Origin of the sequence: Paenibacillus sp. FSL R5-0914, assembly GCF_038004525.1 — a bacterium.
Taxonomy (GTDB): domain Bacteria; phylum Bacillota; class Bacilli; order Paenibacillales; family Paenibacillaceae; genus Paenibacillus_AQ.
On the sequence record NZ_JBBORH010000001.1, the window covers coordinates 2,943,764 to 2,967,502 of the forward strand.

Below are 23,739 nucleotides of genomic sequence, written 5' to 3' on the forward strand. Positions count from 1 at the left end.
CTCACCAGAAGGAGCGAATTATTAACATGTTGCGTCGTTTTTTTGCTTACTATAGGCCCTATAAGGGATTGTTTATTCTTGATTTTTCTTGTGCTATTGCTGCTGCACTACTTGAACTGGTCTTTCCGTTAGCCGTTAACCGGGTAGTAGATGATCTGCTGCCAAGCGGCAATTGGAGATGGATACTCTATTCATGCCTCGGCTTGCTGGGGATATATATTGTCAGTGCCTTTATGCATTTTGTCGTCACTTACTGGGGGCATAAGCTGGGGATTAATATCGAATCGGATATGAGAAAAAAGCTTTTTGACCGAGTTCAGAAGTTATCTTTCAATTTCTTTGACAACAACAAGACCGGCCATCTAGTATCCCGGATGACAAATGATTTGATGGACATCGGTGAGATTGCCCACCACGGTCCAGAGGATCTCTTTATAGCAGTAATGACACTGCTCGGTGTGTTCGGCATTATGCTCAGTATCAATTGGCAATTAGCTATTCTGACGTTTGTGATCGTTCCGCTTATGATTTATTTATCCATGTACTTCAGCCGGAAAATGTCTAAAGCCTTCCACATTATGTTCGCGGACATTGCTGACTATAACGCACGTGTGGAGAACAATGTAAGCGGGATCCGCGTTGTGCAAGCTTTTGCTAATGAGAATCATGAAATTTCCCGTTTTGCGGTCAATAACGAACGCTTCCGTATAACAAAGCTAATGACCTATCGAATTATGGCTTGGAATTCATCCTTTAGCTTTGTTCTCATGAAACTGGTCTCGTTATTTGTTCTCGTATGCGGAACATATTTTGTAATCCAGAAGCAAATGACCTACGGTGAATTTATTGCTTTTGTGATGTTGTCCAATGTATTTTTAGGACCATTACAACAGATTAACTCGGTCATTGAGACCTATCCCAAAGGCATTGCAGGTTTTAAACGTTATCTCGAACTGTTGGAGACGGAGCCGGATGTTGATGATGCGATTGACGCTAAGACAGTTCATGATCTTAAGGGGAATATAACCTTCCATGATGTGGCTTTCGCCTACAGCGATAAAGAGAACGTACTCCAAAATGTGAATCTGTCGATTCAAGCAGGAGAGACCGTTGCTCTGGTCGGTCCATCTGGTGCGGGTAAGACAACGCTTTGTAGTCTACTACCTCGCTTCTATGATGTAAGTGAGGGTAACATTAGCATTGATGGAATTGATATTCGTTCCATGAAGCTTGAATCTCTTCGTTCACACATCGGGATTGTACAGCAAGATGTATTTCTGTTTGACGGAACCATCCGTGAGAATATCGCTTATGGGCGGTTGGGTGCCTCCGATGAAGAAATCTGGGAGGCAGCACGGCGCGCCCAACTGGAAGAGCTGATCAAATCCCAGCCTGCTGGGCTGGATACTATGATCGGGGAGCGGGGCGTTAAGCTCTCTGGAGGTCAGAAGCAGCGGCTGTCCATTGCCCGGATGTTCCTGAAGAATCCAACGATTCTCATTCTAGACGAAGCCACATCGGCGTTGGATACCGAGACGGAGTCCGCAATTCAGGAAGCACTTGCGGAGTTGTCACAAGGTCGTACGACGCTTGTTATAGCTCATCGATTGGCAACGATCAAGAATGCCGACCGTATTGTTGTTGTTGCGGAAGGTGGTATCGCTGAACAAGGCAGACATGAAGAACTGTTACAGACTACCGGAATTTACAGTCGACTACATGAGGCACAATTTGGAGCGTAAGAAGCTAAGGGCATCAATAGAATATACTTTTGGAGGGACATAATGAACAATCAACTGGAATTATACGATGTAACGATTATTGGCGGCGGACCTGCTGGGATGTATACAGCTTTTTATAGTGGAATGAGAGACCTCAAGACGAAGTTGATTGAAGCGAAGGATGAGCTCGGAGGAAGAATGCTTATTTATCCTGAAAAAATGATCTGGGACGTAGGCGGAGTAACGCCGACTCTCTGTCATCAGCTGATCGGGCAGCTCAAGGAGCAGGCGCAGACCTTTGAACCCACCATTGTGCTGGGACAGCAAATCATGAATCAAGAGAGACAGGAAGACGGGACATATATCTTAACCTCGTCTACCGGGGAACAACACTGGACACGAACCGTTATTCTGGCAATTGGCTACGGAATCCTACAAATGGCTAAGCTCGAAATCGAAGGTGCGGATCGCTATGAGGTGACGAATCTTCATTATACCGTTCAGGAGCTAGAGCCATTCCGTGGCAAAAGAGTGCTGATCTCCGGCGGAGGAGACTCTGCAGTAGATTGGGCAAATGAACTGGAGTCCATTGCAGCAAGTGTAACGATTGTGCACCGTCGTGAACAGTTTGGAGGTCATGAGAAAAATATTGTGCGGATGAAGGAATCTTCGGTCAATGTCCGCGTGCCCTATGCAGTAAGCCAATTACACAGCAGTAATGGGGAAACGATAGATCAGGTGACGATCAACCACATAGAGACAGGTGAATCAGAGCAATTTGAAGTGGATGCAGTGATCGTAAACCATGGTCTTAAGAGCGATTTTGGTCCGTTAAAAGAGTGGGGCCTTGATATGGGCGAATGGTGTGCGAATGTATCTGATAAGCTGGAGACCAATCTCCCAGGCATATTTGCAGCTGGTGACTTTGTGGATTATACAAGTAAGGTACGTTTAATTGCCGGTGCTTTCACAGATGCAGTTCTGGCGCTTAATAGTGCCAAGCTGTTCATAGATCCAACTGCGGCTAAAGTTGCTTATGTGTCTTCTCACAATGAGCGGTTCAAAGAGAAGAATAAGGCGCTTGGTGTCGTTGACGACCATTAATAGCGGTAAATTCTTAAGGAATAGGTTTGATTTTAATGTTGAGCGTATAGGGCTTCTTATCCATTTCGAGCGGAGAGAAGCCTTATGCGCCTTCTTTATATTTCAAGCTTTAATAGCCTGATGATCTGGAAGGGAGCAGGAATGAAGCTATCTAATAATAACCTGGTACACAGAATTTATATGTTAAAAGAGGCTGGGAAACGCCAATGCGGCGGTGGTCATATCAGTAATCTCCAGATGGCCCAGTCCCCACTTTTCCTGACACCAATAGAAGCTACCGTTCTAATAACCATTGAAGGAGAGACAGTAGCTCTTAAAATAGGTGAAATTCTTTTTTTAAGCGCAGGTGCGACTTATCATATTAATACTCCATTAGAGACCGTTATCTCTGTTCTAGCAATCTCCTATGAGGTATATGGGCTAAGCAATAGCACTGAGCAAGAATTGGTCTATGGACTTTGCCGTGAATTTTTTCCTGTCAATGGGATTTTACCAGTACGTACGACGAATAAAATAACCCGCTTATTCAGCGAATTGGAAGATGTTGCTGCCAATAATTTAGAAGCACAGGCAGATAGAATTCAATCCTTGCTGCATCAGCTGCATCAACTGGTCGTAGAGACTGATACTGAAGCAGACATTACGGATAGTTCATATTTCAGAATGCTCTCTTATATTCACCAGAACATCCAAAAGGAGATTACGCGAGAGATGATGTCTAGAATGATGGGATTTAATCCTCGCTATTTCTCAGTATGGTTCCGCAAGCAGACGGGGTGGAGCTTAACCGAATATGTAGCTCATTTAAGAGTGAATAAAGCGAAAAAATATTTGATGTCCAGCCAAGCAACAATCCAGCAAATTTCTCAAAAAGTAGGCTATTCAGATGGACTATATCTGAGCCGGAAATTCAAGCAAGTCACCGGGATGACTCCAACAGATTTCCGTTTGCGTCCCAAACCGAAGCGGATTGTAGCGTTGCAATTTTTCGGGGATTTACTTGCGCTGGGTGTGAAGCCTGTCGCGGTTGAAAAAGATGTGATGAACTACTCATTGCTTTTACAGCCGGAACTGGCGGATGTACGATCGTTTGAGTTACAGGGATGTCCGGCGGAAGCGGACTTGTCTGGACTGGAAGCTGATATAGTCATTGCACCGACCTATCTGAGCCCCCGTCAGCTTAAATGGATGGAAAAGTTGGGTCCATTAGTTACGGTGGAATGTGATGAAATGGACCGCTTAGAACAGATTCGTTTATTCGGCAGACTGCTGGGAGAAGAGGAGAGGGCAGAAGCATGGATAAGACACTATCATTTGAAAATAGATTTGGCCAAGCAGCGCTTGTCCTCACTAATTGAATCTGGTGAAACGGTAGCGGTGTATGAGATTAGGCAAGATAACAGTATTTATATCTGGAATCATACAGCCCGAGGTGTGTACAATCTGTATCCAATGCTAGGGTTAGCTCCGCCGGACAAGGTAAGGTCAGATGTTCTGGAGCGGAATGATCATCTATGCATCTCACTGTCGGAATTGCCAATATACGCGGCTGACCATATGTTTGTGGTTGTATCAGGACGAGAGGACTGGATGTCGAGAACACGTAAACGCATTAGCAAGAGTGTGGTTTGGCGCAATCTTCCAGCATTCAGGAATGAACGCATATATTACCTCAAGCTTGAGGAATTTTGGGGCAGCGAAGGGCTTGCACTCGAACGTCAGTTGGAGATACAGACAGATTTGTTAATCGGCTATAAGTTAAGCTGACAATCGTCCATAGCCAAATTGATGTATTAGCGTGTATATATGTTTTCCCACGGAGACGTTATATTAAACATGGATCTAAATGATATTGATTATCAATATCACAATAATATAAAGTCTCAAGGGGGATTTACATTGTACAGAGTAATATCGTTAGGAAAAACAAGTATGATAGCCGTTGTACTTACGCTGGTGCTAATGTTGAGCGCATGCGGACAAGCTGCTAATCAGGGGAATGCTCCAGCTAGCACGTCTGCTGAAGTGGCTAAAAGCACTAATGATTCTGTAGTTGCCAGCACGGAGCCGGCTGCTGATGCAGAGTACTGGACATACGAAAGCGACAAAGGTCCGGTGCAGATCCCACGCAATCCACAAAGAATTGTAATTCCGGTACAAGACTTTATCGGTGATCTTCTGACGCTGGGGGTGACGCCCATTGCCGTAGCTGGGAATGACATCTTGAATCATCCATATTTCAAAGAGGCGCTTACAGGTGTAGAAGTAGTGGGTGATGACATGACGGTGTCCCTGGAGAAAATAACGAGCCTGGAACCGGATTTGATTATCACTTATCAGGAAGATACCTATGAGCAAATCTCCAAGATTGCTCCGACTGTCTTTATTCCTTGGGGCAAATACGACTATAAGGAACGATTGATCGAGATCGGGAAAATCTTGAACAAGGAGCAGCAGGCTGTAAAATGGGTGGCGGATTTCAATCAGAAGCTGGAAGCGAAGAAAGCGGAATTGGCCGATCTGATCGCAGCTGACAAAAAGGTGGCAATCTTTGAAATTGCCGGTAAAGAGCTGTATCTATACGGTTCGTCATATGGGCGTGGTGGAGAGATTATATACAACGGATTGGGGCTGCATGCACCTGATCTTGTCGAAGAGGTAGCCTTTAAGGAAGGCTGGGCTTCCCTTTCTCTCGAAACGCTGCCCGAGTATCTAGGAGAAGCTGATTATATATTCCAAGGCTTCAGCCGTGGTGTGGAGCAGGACAAGCTGGACATTCTGGACAGTGTCTTCTGGAAAAGTCTACCTGCTGTTAAGGCGGGTCATGTGTTCACCTACGATCTCAAAACTTATTATCTCTCTGATGCTTATGCGCTGGACAAGCAGCTGGATGAGATAGTCACGTTGTTGAAGTCCCTACAATAAGTTAAATTTGAAGCGTGAGATAAAAACACTCACAGATAAAACGCATTTAGATGCTTATAAGTTATCTTAGTAGGAATTTTGTACAACAATAAAGGGATGTCCGCTTAGCCGCTATGGCTTCGGACATCCCTTTTCCTCATGCATTATTTATTATTTATTAGCCAATCGGCCAGCTCTTCGGTCTGGGTTAATACCGCGATAGGGTCATAATACCAGGAACGTTCTTCTTTCCAAACATAGAGGTGTCCATTTTTGACTGCAGGAAGGTTGCCCCAAAATGAATCAGCCTTGTAATCAGCTTCTGTAAGGTTATTTGAGGTTAAGATAATATAATCTCCGGCATACTTAGTTAACGCTTCTTTAGATATTTCCGCCCATTGCTTCTCCATAATCTCCGCTGCTACTTCTGTAGGCGGCTTGCGACCAAGCGCTTGATAGATGGGCTGTCCGCCTCGGCCAAAGTTATCGCCATAGACCCAGATAGATTTTCCACCGTCTTCCATGATGGAGAAGGTTGCATCCGCCGGGAGGACCTTGTCCACTTTTGCTTTAGCTTCGGCTATCCGTTTGTCATAATCTGCAAGCCAATTCTTTGCTTCTTGTTCCTTTCCAAGGAGTTCTCCGAAATAGGTTAATTCTGCATGAGCATCTTTTAAATCCCCGTAAGGCACAATGATGGTAGGAGCAATTTTGCTAAGCGTTTCATAGCTTTCTGCTTGTCCCGAAATAATCAAGTCAGGATTTAGTGCGATGATTTTTTCAGGTGACATTTTACCGTACGCTCCTGTGTCTGTAACACCGGTAAGAGCCTCCTTATAATACATATTCTCTAAGGTCAAGCCTGGAGCTCCGATAGGAATGGTATCAAGAGCTATTAGACTTCCCAAGTATTCCTCAGCGACAATTCGTTTAGGATGAACAGGGATTTCAACATCACCTTTTACGGTATTTACTGTCTTGACAGCAGGGGTTTCAGCACTTTCTGCTTCTTGACTAGTTTCGGTTGGTGCTTGTGTTGCTGCTGTTGTATTACTGGTGTTACTGGTACCACCTGTATTCTCCACCGTAGTATTGGAATTTCCACAAGCTGATAGGACTAGAATTAACGTCAGCATGAAGGGAAATAGAAGCCAATGATTCTGTTTCGAAGTATTCTTTTGTAGATTATGCAATTTGTTGTTCCTCCTATGGTAATTGATTATCATTCTCAATAAGAACTTTACAATCTTCTCTGGTTATTTACTATGGACGAATATGATCTTCGTTTGTGCATATTTATGATGTCATCACACGCAGCAATTCTTTAAGCTGTGCTTGAGAAGACAGCGGATCAAATCCATAGAACATGTCACCCTGGTTCAGGATGTATACCCGATTGTTACGGACTGCATCTAACTGCTTCCAATCACGAGAACGCAGAAGGCGAGAGAGGCGTTTTCTTCCCTCAGAAGATGATGGGATGCTAGTGATAATAATATAGTCTGCAGGATAGGTTCCGATTTCCTCAATAGAAGACACTAGATACCCTGAATCCATTATTCCGTTCTCCATAATGATAGATGGTGGCTTGAATCCAAGATCTCCGTACAAAATCTGACACCCCCTACCGTAACTGCTACTGAAACAATAAGCTGCTCGGGAACTAAGCTCCCAAACGATAGCTGTCCCTCTTTCCGATCCTATCGAATGGTTCAGTTTCTTATTGGCAGCATGGCAGAGCCCATCGTAATGACCTAACCATTCTTCTGCTCGCTGTCGCCGGTTGACTACATCAGCGATCAAACCAAATTGCTCTCGCCAGCTCATTTGCATAAAGGGTAATTCAATGACCGGAGCAACTGGAGTCAGAATCTTATTCTCAGGAATATTGTAGCTGATAATGATATCTGGTTCTGCTAAAGCTATCGAATCAAATAGAAGGGAAGAGTTACCTTCGTTCATCGTAAGTTGTTTGGAGGCTGGCACTTGCTCTAAGCTCCGATGCCAATCCGAATAAACACCGAGTTGAGGCATAATTTCCAGTACCCGTAGGATAGCTGTGTGATTGTAGTTTAAAGCAACAATTTTTTTGTTCTTATTCTGATAGGCTGTAGGTGAAAGACCCACAAGCTGCTTGAATTTACGGCTCAGATAAGTTCCTTCTTCATAACCAACCTCATGCGCCAGCGTTGTTAGATTTGGGGAACTGGTGAGGATTCGCTGCTGTGCTCTGCGGATTCTTAACAGTGTAATATAAGCGCCGAAAGTTTGACCCATAATTTTACGAAAGGTACGTGAGAAGTGTTCAGGGCTTACCCCAGCTAACGTAGCCATCTGCTCCCGAGTAATATCTTCGTTGTAATGAGCTTCTATGTATTCAAACACATTTTCAATCCAGCTTCCTGACGTCTCCTTTTTAGCAGCCAGTTCATGATGAAGATCCACGATGAATTGAGTGAATAATTGCTGGACCTTAAACGGTTTCCGATCATCGGGTTCTATCCAAGCACTGTAAAGCTCACCAGATAGTGCGATCAATTGTGTGGAGGCGTGGTGTAAGGCTGGGCTGCCATTTAGAAAATTTTGCTCTTGCCTATGGTTGGGCATACTGGTGTACTCTATCCACATCCCCTGTAACTGTTGCTCAGTCTTTAGCTTCAATTTTGAAGTTGCAGCAAAGGTCATGATGATTCCGGATTCGAGGCTATGAAGTTCGCCATCTATCTCAAGCTGACCTTTACCTTCCCAGACAAACATAATACAGGAATTCGTAGCTGGGATGTTATCGGTTGCGTAGTGGGAAAGACTTGTTAGGCTACTAATCTTAACAGGCATATAAAAAGGATGGGAATGATGTGGCATCCCGCCGGATTGGATGGGCATGGTAGAAATCGCTCCCCTTTTCAATGATAATCATTCTCAGTTATAGTATACCAGTCTTTCTTTCTATTGACTATAATGGCTCTTATGATAGTGTTTAGAATAATCCGCTAACGGAATATTTTAGGCATGAAAGGAATGGGGATTTCATGACAACTTGGAATTTACAAGGAACCGTAAGTCACTTGTTGATATGTAATGGTAGCAGCTGCAAGAAACATAAAGGTGAAGAGGTAGCTGAAGCGATAGAAGATGAGATTGAAAAGCAAGGTGCACAGAGTCTTATACATACGACGGTAACCCGTTGTAATGGTAGATGTTCAGATTCCTGCGTCGTGATCGCATACCCTGAAGGTGTGTGGTATAAAGAGATCACACCTAAATCAGCGAAATCGCTAGTACGGAAGCATTTACAGGGCGAGAGACTTGAAGATCATCTGCTGTATACATATGATGGTCAGCTGATGGCTGCAAATGACAAGGGAGCTAAAGGGAAGAAGAAAAAATAGCTGTCAACTGATCGAAGCTTCGCAGCTAAGTGAAATCAAAGTAGAAATGATTGAAGTACCGTCAATGCGCTGGCGGTATTTTTTTGTCTTTTCAGGAAAGCAACTTCGTTTCTTTTTGTTTAGTAGAGGATTATGATTGAATGAAAAGAAGATCTAGGGGGAATAGACATGTTTAAGAGGCTTACAATGGATGATCATGCAGAAACGGCGCAGTTGTTTGCGGAATCTTTTTGTGTATTACATGAAGAAACTTTTCATACATATATGATGCTTGCGACTGAAGAATACAGTACTACGATTGCAGAATTCATGGCGTAGCAGATGCCAAAAACCCGGATTCTAACAAAGTATATCAATCGATTGGTTTTGTGGAGGCGGGCAGAATTGCGGATATCAAATTTGACTTGCGCCCCTAACGTTGACTATGCTATTAAAAAGTGAATAAAATAACACTTCATATAAGGCGCATGGGGGAGAGGGTTCGATGGAGAGGCTGCAGGTGTGGCCGGGGAAGTTTAAGAAGTTTTTTCTGAACAATAAATTTGTGGTAACCTTACTTGTTTTATTGTTAACTGGGGTAACTATCCTGGTGTTCTCAAAGATACCGTTTATTTTTACGCCTATATCTGTATTGCTGCACACGGTGGCTGCACCATTGTTACTATCCGGTATCGCTTATTACTTGCTGAATCCGTTAGTAGACCTAATGGGAAAAAGATTCAGGATGAAACGTGTATATGCAATCATCATTCTTTATCTGTTAATTGCGGGTATTATTACGTTGATTCTGGTGATGGTGATTCCGATTCTCCGAACGCAATTATCTGGTTTGATTGACGATTTTCCAAGGTATAGTGACTTGATCCAGGAACGATTTATGAATCTGACGGGAAGCGAATTCTTTGGTCAAGTTCAAGATAGTATAGGAACTAACCTAAGTGAAATCACCAGTAAAATTACGGCTTGGGGCACTTCTTTTCTGAATAATGCGCTAACAGGTGTAGGGAGCTTCGTCGGAGCCGTTACGGAGATTGTGCTGGCGGTGGTGACGACACCGTTTATTCTATTCTACTTGCTTCGTGATGGGAAAAGATTGCCAGATTACATTTTGAAATTTGTACCTACCGCGCTGCAGCCGCAGACTCGGATGGTAATGTCGGAAATGAACGCCCAGGTATCATCCTATATTCGAGGGCAAATTATAGTAAGCTGCTGCATTGGTGTGCTGCTCTATATTGGCTACTTGATTATTGGTCTGGAGTATTCACTTGTCCTTGCCATTGCTGCTGCATGTACAGCAGTTGTTCCCTATTTGGGTCCGGCAATTGCTATTACACCAGCCTTAATTGTGGCCATGGTCACTTCGCCATTTATGCTGCTGAAGATGATCATCGTTTGGACGGCTGTACAGCTGATTGAAGGAAAGTTTATCTCTCCGCAGATTATGGGCAAGACACTGAAGATTCATCCGATCACGATCATTTTTGTGATTATTTTTGCCGGCAAAATGTTTGGCGTTCTTGGCATTATCCTTGCAGTTCCTGGTTACGCGGTGCTCAAGGTTGTATTTACACATATTTTTCAATGGTTCCGGTTCCAGTCCGGATTGTATAAGCAGATTGAAGAGAATAAGGAATAATGTGGAAGGGTGAAATGTAATGGTAGGACCGATAGCAGTAACCTCTTACGGTAAGCTTCAAGGACGAGAGGAGGATGGCGTGAACGTTTGGCGTGGAATCCCTTTTGCCGATCCACCAGTTGGAGAGCTTCGATTTCGTGCGCCGCAGCCACCAGAAGCTTGGAGCGGAATTAGAGATGCTTCTGAATTTGGTCCAGTTAGCCATCAGCCAGCGGATACGAGAGGTACGCGTTTCGGTGGCTTAACACCTCGTCATTCTGAAGATTGTTTATATTTAAATGTATGGTCACCTGCATCCCCAGGCGAGGCACTCCCTGTAATGTTTTGGATCCACGGGGGTACATTTGTGACTGGTGCTGGAAGTCAGCCACAGTTTGATGGCACTAGTTTCGCGAAGAATGGTAATGTAGTCTTGGTGACGATTAATTATCGACTGGGACCATTTGGTTTTATGCATCTGTCTTCGCTTGGTGATGGATTTGCGTCTAATCAAGGCTTGCTGGATCAAATTGCCGCGCTGGAATGGGTAAAGCTTAATATTGCCGCCTTTGGAGGCGACCCTCAGCGAGTTACGGTATTTGGAGAATCAGCTGGCAGCATGAGTATCGCTGCCCTTCTGGCTATGCCTGCTGCAAAGGGATTATTTGCTGGAGCGATCATGCAAAGTGGGGCTGCTCAAACCTTGCCAAATCAGCAAGGAAAAGATATTGCTGTAGCATTACTTACTGAACTAGGCATTTCTCCTGATGGAGATACTAGCCTACTTAATACGTTCTCAGCGGAACAAATTATAGAAGCAGCCACAAGAATGACTATTAAATTAACGGGTGGTTCAATAGGCATGTTATTTCAGCCTGTCATTGATGGGGATACGCTTCCTGTAGATCCTGCACAGGCTGTGGCAGAAGGATCAGCCCAGGGTATTCCTTTGTTGATTGGAACCAATCGAGATGAGGGTAATTTATTTTTCAGGGGAGAAACACCAGGTGCAGACTTTGATGAATCGCTCAAGGCGCTGGAGCAGATGATGGGAACTGGAAGTCTGGCGGAGGTTGCCAGCCACTATTCTTCTACATGGGAAGGACAGGCGGAGATTCTAACGGATCTATATTTCTGGGGAACCTCTATATCCTTAGCTGAGAATCAATTGGCCTATGCGCCTGTTTGGATGTATCGTTTTGATGGGACGGTCCCTGGCCATCCATTGTTAAATAAAGCTGTACATGGTGCGGAAATTGTCTATGCTTTTAACAATCTGTCTCATGTAACTCGCTTGGGTGCGGAAATTACACCGGCGATGCAAAAATTGGCTGAAAGTATGCATACGGCATGGATTGCCTTTGCTCATCGAGGAAACCCAGCTACATCTGAGCTATCATGGCCTGAGTATAATCTGGAAGAACGTCCTACACTGATCTTTGATGAAGAGATGCGAGTAACTCAAGATCCCGATTCAGAGAAACGCAAGAGAATTGTCTCTATTCTGGTTTGAGAAGTCTGAGGAGATGAACGGGGATGAAGGTCCAAGGATTTAATCATGTGACGGTAAATGTGAGTGATTTATCACGTTCATTGAATTTTTATACTGGTATTTTGGGTCTTCAGCTAATACACAAAGGGAATACAGATGCCTATCTGGAATGGGGAAGCGCCTGGATTTGCCTCATTGAAAAGCCAGAATACACTGAATTAATGGGCAGTGTAATTGGGATAGACCACATTGCCTTTAGTATAGCGGAAGAACATTTCGAGGAGGCTGTACAGGTACTCCGTACCCACGAAGTACGAATCATTAGAGGACCTGTTAAAAGGGGAGTAGGCTGGACCGTCAACTTTCTCGATCCAGATGGGATTCAGTTAGAGCTACACACCTCTAATCTAAGAGAACGAATGGGTGTTTGGAATAACAAACAAAAATAAAATAGAAAGGGGAGCTTCTTAGCCAATTGGCTAAGAAGCTCCCCTTTTTTCTATCGACCTAAATATTCCTTAATCCCTAGAACTACTGCTTCGGCTATCCTATTCTGTACATCTACTGTGAAGAGTAATGCTTCGTCCTTGGTATTACTTAAGTAACCACATTCTAATAAAATGGCTGGCATTTTAGTTTCTCTTGTTACATGATAATTTGCTTGACGAACCCCTCGATCCTGAAGACCTGTAGCAACAGTAAGATATTTATGAACGGTTTGCGCGAATAATAAACTATCTTTACGTGTGTAATAGGTCTCTGTACCACTAGGATTGCTCTTACTGCCCACTGGGATACTATTGGCATGGACAGAGATAAACAAATCTGCTTTTACCTTATTGGCGAGGTTGGATCTGTCCTGCAGGGTCGGGTATGTATCATCACTTCGAGTGAGCACAACCTCAATATTTGGCTCTTTCTTTAGTAATTCTGCAATTTTTAGTGCTGTTGGCAAGGTGAAATCTTTCTCTTTGCGGTTACTTCCAGTGCCAGGATCTTTCCCACCATGTCCTGCATCAATAACGATTATCTTCTTGTCTGTGTTGCCAGTAGAAGGTGGAGGCGTTGTGACCGGTACTTCAGGTACAGTGGTTGCAGGAGGCGTTGTGCTTGTCCCATTTAGATCCACTATAATAAGTCCATCGTTAGCATTCGTTACACTGTAGTTATTCGCACTGTTCAGATCAATCACGATCCGGATCGTAGAGGGAGAACTACTGAATAATGAATAACGAATGGTTGAGACGTTAGGATATTCGGTAATCGTCAACTGCCCACTTTGGTTTTTTCCGACAGAAAGGTTCTGATGAAAGCTGTCGCCAAAGCTGGTATTCGGTAAATCTACGACAATTCGGTCTTTATCTGTCATTGTGAATACATTTGGTGTTACACTGCCGTTCATCGCGATGATGAGCTTGTTATCGATAAAGCTAAGATTTGTGACTGCTGCCGTCGAGGTGTTTCCATCAGTTGTTGTGTTACCATTCGCTCCATTATCAGAGGGTGCGGTTACAGATGTGTCTGGAACTGTAATTTCTGGTTCGCTTCCGCCAATCTCTGGTACTGGAGAAGTTAAGTATACCGTTTTGGTCACATTATCCCAACCGACAGTAGTTCCTGTCTGTTCACCAACAAATCTTAAAGGAACGAGGGTCGTGTTGCCACTGAGAAAAGGAGGGTTGTCCAGTTTTACCTGTTTCCCCGAAGCCTCTGCCATCGCATTATTCACGATAAGCTTTAATGTCGTTCCCTTTTGCTCAATGGTTGCAGTCTTGGTCACATTATCCCATTTCACGGTATAACCAAGCTGCTCCGTAACGAGGCGAAGTGGAACCATCACGCTTCCATTTACAATTTGAACTTGTGCTTCTTTTGAAATCTTAAGATCATTGCCGTCTAGATTGATGTGTGTCTCTGCAGAGCCGGCATAACCAGTTCCTGGATGAACCAGCACCAACAAAAGCAGCAGTAACGCCAAAAAACCAAACTTCTTCATCTGCAATCCCTACCATCCCCGTTTCTTGGTTTCTAGCAATTCTTACTTTTTCTTCCTATGATGCAGTTTCGGCTTATATAAATCTTAAACGACAATAGTTTCCAAAAGTTGCGCTCTTTTATAGTGAAAAAGGAAAAATTTCGGTATAAAAAGCGAAAAGAGAGCTTTCCCAAACATTTGGGTTAGCTCTCTTTCCCTAACAATATTTTATTGCAAAGAAGTATAACCCGTTTTTTCTACCAATTCCTGACCTTGAGCAGATTGCATCCAATCTAGAAAGGGCTGAATATTGGGGTTGTCACTTCCAGCAGTCACAGCATAAAATTCTGTAGCCAAAGGGTACTGTCCACTGCGAATACTCTCTTTGTCGGGCTTAACACCATCGATGGCGAGTAGTGCAATTTCCCCACTTTGATTCATTTCTGAGGCGTAAAATAAGAAGCTGTACCCGAGTGCATTTTTATAATTGCGATAACTGGAGGTTTGTTTAATAATTCCGCTCATAATATCCGCCACGTCTTCCTTAGGAGGTGTCATGAGTGTAGTGTCTCCCATAAACTTTTGCAGCATCGTCTGGCTCCCACTATCCTCTGGGCGTTGAAAAGCGCGAATACGGTTATTAGCTCCGCCTACATCTTTCCAATTGGTGATCTTGCCTGCGTAGATATCTTTAAGCTGGGCGGTGGAAAGTCCAGTTACTTCGTTTCGTTTATTCACAAAAAATACGAAAGCCTCGCGGCCGATGGGTGTGAGCTTCAGCTCGACGCCTTTTCGCTTCGCATGTTTCTGTTGGGCAAGAGAAGGAGCAGCGACAAAGATAATATCAGTTTCACCTTCGATTAGTCTTTTGTAAGCTTCCGGTGTGCTACTGCAAATCACTTGACTTGTTTGAAAATCATATGGATTATAACTGGCCGCAGGATAAGCAGATTGCACGAAAGCTGAATACAGTGGGTATAGTGCGGTTGCGCCATCCAATTTTGGTAAGTTGTTATCGATATGATATGAAGAAGGTTTATCCAGATTCACTGCTTTGGTATTCTCAGCAAAAGGTTCGTATTGTACCAAATTAACTTCCCGATCATCGACCGTGGCAATGCTGTTGATATATGCTTGTTTGATCTCATATCCTGCGGTTACGAGCACACTAAGTCCGAGGATGGATAGCAATATAATATTGCTTGTTTTTCGGGACAACACATTAAATATAAGGAGTACAACATAAATAGCTATCACAACAGATAAAATCGCCACAAGTGGAGTATAAAACATTAGTCCCCCGAAAAGCGCGGTAATTATTGAACCTATGAATCCTAAAAAAGCTATGACTCCGACAGCAAAAAAGGAGAACAATAACTTCGTCCAGAATGACTCCTTCATCCAAAATGATTCTTTCATAACAACCTCCTTAGAAAAATTCCTAAACTATGGAAAAATAAACATAATTTCATTATACAGATTTTTTTGGATGAGACAGTAGAACAATAACGAATAAAATATGTAAGAAAAGCTGTGATACATGAAAATTTTATGTATATTTTCATAAAGTACTGGACGAATGGCAAGAAGAGGTTTATTCTGAGATTGTGAAAAAAACAACGGAATACAAGATTCTCGGGGTAGGGTGAAATTCCCAACCGGCGGTAATGTTCAAAGCGAACTGAGCCCGCGACTCACTTGTTCTGCTTGCAGAGAAGTGACTGATCTGGTGTGAATCCAGAGCCGACGGTAAAGTCCGGATGGGAGAGGATCATAAGATAAAGGCGCTAGGAGTCTATCCTGTACGTCTTTATTGATAATGCCCCCGAGACGACCATTTATGGTGATTCGGGGGTTTTTGGTCTCTTATCGAGGGTTTGTATCGACAAGGAGAATGGAATTATGAGTAATGTAACAGCTTCATCATCAGCTAATAAGGTAAGCAGCACGTCGCCGTTACGCAGTGGGTTTTGGCTCGTTGTGTTCGGTGCAGCACTATGGGGCGTTGATCCGCTCTTTCGTATTATCCTCTTAAAATCTTTGACCTCATCGCAAATTGTTCTTTTGGAGCATGTGGTGCTTTTCTTGGCTGCTTCCCCTGTTCTTTGGCGTCACCGGGCGGAGCTAAAAGGTATTGGATTTCGCCAGATTGGAGCTTTGCTAATTGTTTCCTGGGGAGGTTCTGCTGGGGCGACAATTCTATTTACGATGGCACTCTCCAGTGGGGATTTAAATGCTGTGCTGTTGCTGCAAAAGCTTCAGCCAATATTCGCTATCGGTCTTGCAGCCTTAATTCTTAAAGAACGTCTGCCTAAAAATTTCGGAATCCTCATTATTGTGGCACTGGTAGGAACCTATCTGCTGACCTTTGGCTGGAGTATTCCATTCGGACATGTGAACAACTTTATCGGTGTTAGCAGTCTGATGGCCTTAGGAGCGGCCGCATTGTGGGGTGGCTCAACAGTAATGGGACGTTATCTGCTTGGGTCTATGAAATATGAGACAGTGACTTCCCTAAGATTTATATTGGCGCTGCCGTTGCTTTTCGTTATCACCACATTAGAAGGTGCTCCTTGGCAGATTAATGGTGGATTTGGTGCATCTGCTGCCATAGCCATTAATTTGTTGCTGCAGGCTCTGCTGCCAGGACTACTCAGTATGCTGATGTATTACAAAGGACTCAGCACTACCAAAGCTTCCTTTGCTACATTGGCTGAACTAAGCTTTCCTATGACGGGAGTAATCATTAACTGGATCGTATTCCAGCAGCTTGTCACGCTACCGCAAATTATCGGGTTCGCGTTGATCTGGACCGCTTTATTCTTCATATCGAGTCAACAATCTAAAGCACAAACGCTCTGAACAGACTCTGATTGTATAGATTGAACAAATAAAGTATAAAGGGATGACTGGAATGCCTAGCGGCTTTCGGATCATCCCTTTTTGTATGTCTCTACAATACATTAGACTGCAAAAACTGCAGAAATGTTTCGTACGTAGCATATAGCGCAATAATTTAAGCCTTTACAATAGAGAAGACGATAACAGTGCTTGAACAAGCTATCATCTGTCTACCTCATTTTGCAGGCAGAAATTATCTATGCGTTAATGAAGATTATTTGTACAATAGAGGCTATGACATTTGAGTCGGAGTGTGAAGGAAAGTGTATAGATATAATTTATTTACCAAAATCGTAAGTATCATGGTCATCATGCTGATTCCTATTACGATCCTCTATTTCTATTCCAATAAGACGACCACGGATGTGCTACGTACGGAGTTAAATACTTCGAACAGCAATCAGCTCAGTTTTTTTCAGAATCAAGTAGAGAGTAATATGGAGCTGTTGTCCTCCTGGCCGATCCTGCTCATTCATGATCCTGATATTTTGAGCTTGAAGGATACTTATTTGAAGGGAACACATTTGAACCTGGATGCGATTAACCTGATTAAGCGGATTCAGACCAAAATCAGTATTCAGGAAAGCTCCTCCAACTGGAAGAGTAAGTTGTACCTCTATTCACCGTCCATCCACCGAATGGTGTCAGAGAATGATGCTATACCGTATTCGGATGAGGATTTGAAGCGGGAAGTTAAGTCAGGCTGGCATGTAGAAAAGATCGTTGAGCAAGATGGCGACCATTTTGTGTTCTCTTGGTTTTCTTTTACCCCCTTCATGTCAGAGTTCACTCCTGAAAAGGTCAATACGATTATGAAAGTGGAGTTTGACAGCCGAAACATTGAAGATATGCTGGATAAATTCAAAAGTGATGGCAGGAGAGATCCTTTTTATTATAAACAGGGTACTGGACTTATCTTTAACCGTAGTGCTGACAAGCTGCTAGCTAATGAATTGGTAAAAAGGCTGGAGCAAGAGCAGCTGAAGCAAAGTGAAAATCGTACAGTGAACATTAATGGTGAGTCCTACAGTGTAAACATAGTCTATTCGGATAAAATGGGCTGGTATTTGATCGACTATATGCCGCTGTCAGAAATACTACATCCGATCCAAACCTCCAACCGCTTATTTTATTTTGCTATTGGTGCATTGTTATTAATGAGCTGTCTCGTAGCCTATCTACTATATGTTCAGGTGCAGGTGCCCGTTAGATTATTGGTTGGAGGCTTCCAGAGATTGAAGCAAGGAGACTACTCTGCTCGGGTGGAGATCAAAGGTAAGAATGAGTTCAGCTTCCTGTCCGGAAGGTTTAATAGCATGGTGGAACAGATTCAGAAGCTGATTGAGAATGTGTTAATGGAAAAGATCCATGTCCGAGAAGCTAGATTAAAGCAGCTTCAATCCCAGATTAATCCGCATTTCTTTTATAATTGTTTCTCATTTATTACGAGTATGGCGAAGCTCGATAATATGGGTGCTGTCGTCGGTATGTCGCATAATTTATCCCGATATTACAGATATACGACCCGCCAAGAACGCGATCTTGTCGCTTTATCTGAAGAAACGGAATTTGTGACTCACTATCTGGAGATCCAAAAAATGAGGATGAGCAGACTTCAATATGAAGTTCTTATCCCGCCGCAAATGCGGAAAAGAGATCTTCCTCCGTTGGTTCTTCAGCCTTTGGTCGAGAATGCGGTTATCCATGGGATTGAGCCTGTCTCTAAAGAGGGGCTGGTGCGAATTACGGGCACATGCAACGGAAGAGTTATGACATTAACGGTTGAGGATGACGGAAAAGGCATGACCCCGGAGGAAATTATCGTATTGGAAAATAAGCTAGGCAAAGCGATGGATGAAGAAATGGGCTGCGGGCTTTGGAATGTGCATCAGAGAATGCGGCTGCGTTTTGGTGAGGATGCTGGATTGACGATTGCACCATCATCACTCGGAGGATTGCAGGTTAAACTTCAGTGGTTGTTACCGCTAACTGACAATAATATGGATGACATCTAGGAGGGAATATGATGATAGAGATATTGTTAGTCGATGATGAGCCTTATGTAACAGAAAGTCTGGCCCGCACGATTCCGTGGGACGAGATTGGCGTAAAGCAAGTGCATCAGGCGGCATCGGGTGCCGAGGCTCTGGAAATATTGGAAACGCAGGACATAGATATCATGGTTACTGATATTTCGATGCCTGGAATGTCCGGTTTGCAATTAATTGAAACGGTGAGCGAGAGATGGCCGGATATCCGGTCGATTCTGCTGACAGGTTATTCTGATTTTCAGTACGCTAAGAAGGCGATTCAGCTACAGGCGTTTGATTATATTTTGAAGCCAGTAAGTGATGAGGAATTTATTAATAGTATCTCCGGAGCGATAGAGTCTCTAAAAGACGAATGGGAAGCACATGATAAATATCATTTACTACTCTATAATCGCAAAGCCGATTACAGTGTTTTACGGGCCAACTTGATGCATGAGTTACTACTTGGTAGAGTGCTGTCTGAGCGGACACTTGCATTAAAGCTTAAGGAATATGAAATCTCTTTCGAATCAGATGTTGAAGCGGCGATGTTATTGATTCAGCTGGGTAAACATTATGCCGCAATGGATCATCATTCAGTTTCCCTAATGGAATATGCCATCGGCAATATTGCCGAGGAGCTCTTTAAGGAGCAGTTCCATGTCTGGTTTTGCAAAGCACCCCATGATTGTTTAATTTTGCTTGTGGAACTGAAGCCAGTCATCCAGCGAGAGTTAGAGAAGTCGAATAATTACGATGCTGCGAGACAACAAATCCTTAAGTCAGCCATTGCTAACTTCAGAATTAGTGTGAGTAACTACCTGAAGGGTGAGATATCGCTTATCGTAACGGAGTGGTTTGCTTTTCCCGAAGGGATGACGGCTGCCTATCGAAGTGGCTTAAGTTCAATGTATTTGACAACACATAATGAAACAGGCTCGGTACTTTATCTGGGGGATCGTCATCTTCAGGAGATGATGAGCATCAAATCACTCGAAAGCCTTTATCGTCCGCCAACGCTCATTCATTTGCTGGAATCTAAGCAATGGGATACAGCCCGCCAGAAGATAGCTGATGTGTTCCGAGATATGGAGAATGCACGCTTTTCAAGTGAGCATCTGTATGAAGTCTTTCTGTCCATTACTAATGCATTCATGTACATTGCCCACAAAGGGGGGCAGTTCATCTCACAAATCGACCAATATGCGTTCGATCCGATGTTGACTCAGAGCATCATTGTTTCTTTTGACAAACTGAAGGACTGGGCGTTCGATATGCTAAACAAGCTTCAGAAGGAACTCTCAGAAAGTGATCAGAACACGAAAAGTTATATTATTAAGCAGGTACATGAGCTGGTAGGGAACCATTCTGGGCATGATCTGTCGGTCAAGACGATAGCGGATCATGTGTATCTGCACCCCGTATACTTATCTAAAATATATAAGGCAGAGACAGGAGAAGGGCTCGGAGACTATATTATCCGCATGCGGATGGAACGTGCACTTTATTTACTTAAGAATACGAATAAAAAAATCTATGAAATCACTACCGAACTCGGATATCAGAATCCGCAATATTTCAGCAAAATGTTCAAAAAGCATTACAATATGACACCAAATGAATTTCGTGACGGATAGAGAGGTTGAGAAAGGTGCAGAAACCTTGTTTAAATGACGTATTCGACATCATCTTCGTTCCCTATAATTAAGTCATAACCAACACTTAAGGAATCTAAGGGGGAACAAAATGAGCGCGATGAAGAGAAAAAAATGGCTGCCGCTCCTGTGTATGAGTATGCTTTTGGTAGGTAGTCTCGCAGGTTGTTCGGGCAATAATGCCGCTGATGGAAAGAATACAGCCGGTGATACGACTACCAATACAACATCTAATTCTGAAAACGCCTACAAGGATAAATATGATCCTGAGGTAACCATTACAACGGTATGGGGTGTTGACCCTGAGCTTAAATTCAAGAACGGGGAAAGCATTGAGAATAACGTTGCTACGAAGTGGACAAAAGAAAAGTTCGGCATCAATATTAAATCACTTTGGTCCATCACAGATACGAATGGTGCTTTTGGAACCAAGCTACGCCTGTCGATGTCATCTGGTCAGGAAATGCCTGATGTTGTAACGATCGGTACAGGTGATAGCACGATTGCTCAGGATTTGATCGATTCCGGTATGTATGCTGAAGTGGGGACCCTGTTCGATAAATACGCCTCAGCTACTTGGAAAGAAGCCATGGCACAGGATCCTAACGTATGGAACCAATACAGCCGCGATGGCAAAAAAATGGGTCTTCCTGTACTTGATTACGCGTACAACCATGATTACATTCTCTGGATCCGCCAAGATTGGCTAGACAAGCTAAATATGCAAGCACCTAAAACGATTGATGAGCTGGAAAAGGTTATGGATGCCTTCAAGAATCAGAACCCTGATGGCTTGGCACCAGATAAAGTAACTCCGCTCAGTATCGGCTTTAAGACATCGATGAACACTTGGATGGGCGATCCTTCTTGGATCTTCGGTGCTTACGGAACTCTTCCACAGCAGTGGAATCTTGATGCTGATGGTAAATTGGAATACGGTTCTGTAAATGCAGGTATGAAGCAAGGGCTGGAAAAAATGAAGGAATGGCTCGCAAAGGGTTATATTCCTCAAGAAGCAGCACTTTGGGATGAGAACAAAACAGCTGAGCCAGCAGTGGCGGGTACAGCAGGTATTCTCCCAGGACCTTACTGGATGAGCGGTTGGCCGCTTCAGGATACTGTGAAGAATGCTCCGAATGCTGTATGGGCTCCAATTGAAATTCCAGCGGGACCAGATGGTAAAGTTATGCGTCATGGTACACAGTTCACCAACGGTGTAACTCTGATTAGCACTAAAATGAAAAATCCAGAAGCATTCTTCACCTATCAAAACTATCTGTTCGATAACTTCGCTGATCCTAAGCCTGGTAGCGAGCTAGATAACGGTCTCTTCGCAGGATATGACTATGAACTAGATGCAAACGGTAAGATGATTGATAATGAAAAAATTGCTGGTGGTTATGTGAACAGCGTTCGTTATATGCTGGTTCGTGACGGTGCCCGGATTCCGGATGCCCAAATGAAAGCTCTTCTTAACCTTGCAGATGGTGCTGAACCAACCACTCGTTTGGAGAAGGATGTAGCTGTGAACTATGGTAAGGATACCCCTGCAGCTGCAAAGGTTCTACTGGCACAAGAGGATAAATCCTTCAAAAATATGTTCACCGGTCCTACTACTGAAACTATGAAATCGAAGATGGATTATCTGAACAAAATCGAGAACCAAACGTTTAATGAGATTATCTATGGCAACAAGCCACTAGAAGCTTTCGATACCTTCGTAGCGACCTGGAAATCAGGCGGCGGCGACCAAATCACTAAAGAAGTAAATGAATGGTATGACAGCGTAAAATAATGCTTTGTTAAGGGTATGAGTAGCACAATTCGGGACTGTTTCCTCAGCTGTTTATTTAGCTGTGGGAACGGTTTCTTTTTGCGTTAGCGGTTATCCGAATTTGTATAAATTTGCTTCTGTTTCTATACGGTAAAGAGATTGGTTTTGTACCATATATATTGGTTTTGCTCGCTATTTGGGGGATCCTGTCGTTGCTATAATTTGAGTATGGTTACAGAAGAACTTGACACGATATGGGGGACCAAGAATGAGAACACTTAAAAAAACATGGCCATTTCACTTAATGTTGCTGCCGGCGATGATATTCCTGATCATCTTCAGCTTTATACCGATGGGCGGAATTGTGATGGCGTTTCAGGATTATAAGCCATGGCTAAAAATTTCGGGATCAGCGTGGGTTGGATTAGATAATTTCCGCTATCTATTTGAACGTAATGACAGCATGCAGGTCATTTGGAACACATTGATTATTGCCGTTCTGAAGATGATCTTCAATCTGGCTGTGCCGTTTGTGTTCGCCATTCTATTGAATGAGATTCGCAAGGTTTATATACAGCGTACAATTCAGACATTGGTTTATTTACCTCACTTCTTGTCTTGGGTCATCCTTGGCGGGATCTTGCTAGATTTGCTTGCTACAGATGGCTTCGTCAATCAGATCCTCGGCAGTATGGGAATTAAACCCATATTTTTCTTAGGTGATAATAACTGGTTCAGGTTCACGGTCATTCTCACAGATGTATGGAAGGAATTTGGTTATAACACGATCGTCTTCCTGGCTGCTCTAGCAGGAATTAACCCTTCATTATATGAAGCTGCTGAAATAGATGGTGCAACCCGCTGGAAACAGACACGTTTTATCACAATGCCTTCTCTACTGCCAATGGTTGTTGTGGTAGGTACTCTGGCTCTCGGAAATGTATTGAATGCAGGGTTTGACCAGATCTTTAACCTCTACAATCCGCTGGTCTATCAGAAAGGCGATATTATCGACACCTTCGTATACCGGACAGCTATTCTGAATGGTGAGATGGGCTTTGGTACAGCAATCGGACTGTTCAAGTCAGCCATTAGTATGGTCTTAATCCTTGTATCGTACAGTCTGGCTAAAAAATGGGCAGGATATCGCATTTTCTAAACTACCAACGGAAGAGG

18 protein-coding genes and 1 riboswitch are annotated in these 23,739 nt (G+C 43.4%); of the genes, 14 read left to right on the forward strand and 4 right to left on the reverse strand.

The window, feature by feature from the left end; genetic code table 11:
- Nucleotides 1-26: 26 nt before the first annotated feature.
- The 4 genes from MKX60_RS12960 to MKX60_RS12975 all read left to right on the forward strand — a co-directional run bounded on the left by MKX60_RS12960 (nucleotide 27) and on the right by MKX60_RS12975 (nucleotide 5,750).
- The gene (locus MKX60_RS12960; protein ID WP_042190332.1) at nucleotides 27-1,742 is read left to right on the forward strand and encodes an ABC transporter ATP-binding protein; all 1,716 of its coding nucleotides are present in this window, start codon (nucleotides 27-29) and stop codon (nucleotides 1,740-1,742) included.
- Between the two features lie 42 nt (nucleotides 1,743-1,784).
- Entirely contained in the window at nucleotides 1,785-2,825 is a 1,041-nt protein-coding gene (locus tag MKX60_RS12965; protein ID WP_042190330.1) for an NAD(P)/FAD-dependent oxidoreductase, read from the forward strand.
- A gap of 84 nt (nucleotides 2,826-2,909) precedes the next feature.
- Nucleotides 2,910-4,592, forward strand: a complete 1,683-nt coding sequence (locus MKX60_RS12970; RefSeq protein WP_341060045.1) for an AraC family transcriptional regulator — start codon at nucleotides 2,910-2,912, stop codon at nucleotides 4,590-4,592.
- Nucleotides 4,593-4,724: 132 nt separating this feature from the next.
- Nucleotides 4,725-5,750 carry an iron-hydroxamate ABC transporter substrate-binding protein gene (locus tag MKX60_RS12975; protein ID WP_341060047.1) on the forward strand — a complete coding sequence of 342 codons (1,026 nt, stop codon included), beginning with the start codon at nucleotides 4,725-4,727 and terminating at the stop codon, nucleotides 5,748-5,750.
- A gap of 143 nt (nucleotides 5,751-5,893) precedes the next feature.
- Here MKX60_RS12975 and MKX60_RS12980 read toward each other — a convergent pair whose 3' ends face one another.
- Complete coding sequence (locus MKX60_RS12980; protein WP_256716301.1) at nucleotides 5,894-6,922, reverse strand: ABC transporter substrate-binding protein; 1,029 nt, start codon at nucleotides 6,920-6,922, stop codon at nucleotides 5,894-5,896.
- A gap of 103 nt (nucleotides 6,923-7,025) precedes the next feature.
- Complete coding sequence (locus MKX60_RS12985) at nucleotides 7,026-8,612, reverse strand: AraC family transcriptional regulator (RefSeq protein ID WP_341060049.1); 1,587 nt, start codon at nucleotides 8,610-8,612, stop codon at nucleotides 7,026-7,028.
- A 146-nt stretch (nucleotides 8,613-8,758) separates the two neighbouring features.
- Between MKX60_RS12985 and MKX60_RS12990 the strand changes: the two genes are divergently transcribed.
- The 5 genes from MKX60_RS12990 to MKX60_RS13010 all read left to right on the forward strand — a co-directional run bounded on the left by MKX60_RS12990 (nucleotide 8,759) and on the right by MKX60_RS13010 (nucleotide 12,677).
- Nucleotides 8,759-9,118 (forward strand): (2Fe-2S) ferredoxin domain-containing protein, encoded by a 360-nt coding sequence (locus MKX60_RS12990; protein WP_042190321.1) that lies wholly within the window; start codon nucleotides 8,759-8,761, stop codon nucleotides 9,116-9,118.
- Between the two features lie 168 nt (nucleotides 9,119-9,286).
- Nucleotides 9,287-9,436, forward strand: a complete 150-nt coding sequence (locus MKX60_RS12995; RefSeq protein WP_340971653.1) for a hypothetical protein — start codon at nucleotides 9,287-9,289, stop codon at nucleotides 9,434-9,436.
- Nucleotides 9,437-9,602: 166 nt separating this feature from the next.
- Nucleotides 9,603-10,757, forward strand: coding sequence for an AI-2E family transporter (locus MKX60_RS13000; RefSeq protein ID WP_341060051.1), 1,155 nt, complete (start codon nucleotides 9,603-9,605; stop codon nucleotides 10,755-10,757).
- Nucleotides 10,758-10,776: 19 nt separating this feature from the next.
- The gene (locus MKX60_RS13005) at nucleotides 10,777-12,249 is read left to right on the forward strand and encodes a carboxylesterase/lipase family protein (RefSeq protein ID WP_341060053.1); all 1,473 of its coding nucleotides are present in this window, start codon (nucleotides 10,777-10,779) and stop codon (nucleotides 12,247-12,249) included.
- Nucleotides 12,250-12,272: 23 nt separating this feature from the next.
- Nucleotides 12,273-12,677: a VOC family protein gene (locus tag MKX60_RS13010; RefSeq protein ID WP_340971647.1), complete on the forward strand. Its 405-nt coding sequence runs from the start codon at nucleotides 12,273-12,275 to the stop codon at nucleotides 12,675-12,677.
- Between the two features lie 50 nt (nucleotides 12,678-12,727).
- Here the strand turns inward: MKX60_RS13010 and MKX60_RS13015 are convergent, their stop codons facing one another.
- Together MKX60_RS13015 and MKX60_RS13020 are read right to left on the reverse strand one after the other, a co-directional pair.
- A complete protein-coding gene (locus MKX60_RS13015) occupies nucleotides 12,728-14,224 on the reverse strand; it encodes an N-acetylmuramoyl-L-alanine amidase family protein (protein ID WP_341060308.1) in 1,497 nt (498 codons plus the stop codon).
- A 207-nt stretch (nucleotides 14,225-14,431) separates the two neighbouring features.
- Nucleotides 14,432-15,622: a PstS family phosphate ABC transporter substrate-binding protein gene (locus MKX60_RS13020; protein ID WP_339266235.1), complete on the reverse strand. Its 1,191-nt coding sequence runs from the start codon at nucleotides 15,620-15,622 to the stop codon at nucleotides 14,432-14,434.
- A gap of 208 nt (nucleotides 15,623-15,830) precedes the next feature.
- A riboswitch (FMN riboswitch) is annotated at nucleotides 15,831-15,979 on the forward strand.
- 126 nt (nucleotides 15,980-16,105) lie between these two features.
- Between MKX60_RS13020 and MKX60_RS13025 the strand changes: the two genes are divergently transcribed.
- The 5 genes from MKX60_RS13025 (at nucleotide 16,106) to MKX60_RS13045 (ending at nucleotide 23,722) form a co-directional block, all read left to right on the forward strand.
- Entirely contained in the window at nucleotides 16,106-17,065 is a 960-nt protein-coding gene (locus MKX60_RS13025) for a DMT family transporter (protein WP_076299551.1), read from the forward strand.
- Between the two features lie 302 nt (nucleotides 17,066-17,367).
- On the forward strand, nucleotides 17,368-19,119 hold the full coding sequence (locus MKX60_RS13030; protein ID WP_076284532.1) for a sensor histidine kinase: 1,752 nt from the start codon (nucleotides 17,368-17,370) through the stop codon (nucleotides 19,117-19,119).
- A gap of 11 nt (nucleotides 19,120-19,130) precedes the next feature.
- Nucleotides 19,131-20,771 carry a response regulator transcription factor gene (locus MKX60_RS13035; RefSeq protein WP_076284533.1) on the forward strand — a complete coding sequence of 547 codons (1,641 nt, stop codon included), beginning with the start codon at nucleotides 19,131-19,133 and terminating at the stop codon, nucleotides 20,769-20,771.
- Nucleotides 20,772-20,880: 109 nt separating this feature from the next.
- Nucleotides 20,881-22,584 carry a sugar ABC transporter gene (locus MKX60_RS13040; protein ID WP_341060055.1) on the forward strand — a complete coding sequence of 568 codons (1,704 nt, stop codon included), beginning with the start codon at nucleotides 20,881-20,883 and terminating at the stop codon, nucleotides 22,582-22,584.
- A 247-nt stretch (nucleotides 22,585-22,831) separates the two neighbouring features.
- Nucleotides 22,832-23,722 carry an ABC transporter permease gene (locus MKX60_RS13045; protein WP_042129685.1) on the forward strand — a complete coding sequence of 297 codons (891 nt, stop codon included), beginning with the start codon at nucleotides 22,832-22,834 and terminating at the stop codon, nucleotides 23,720-23,722.
- Nucleotides 23,723-23,739 lie beyond the last annotated feature (17 nt).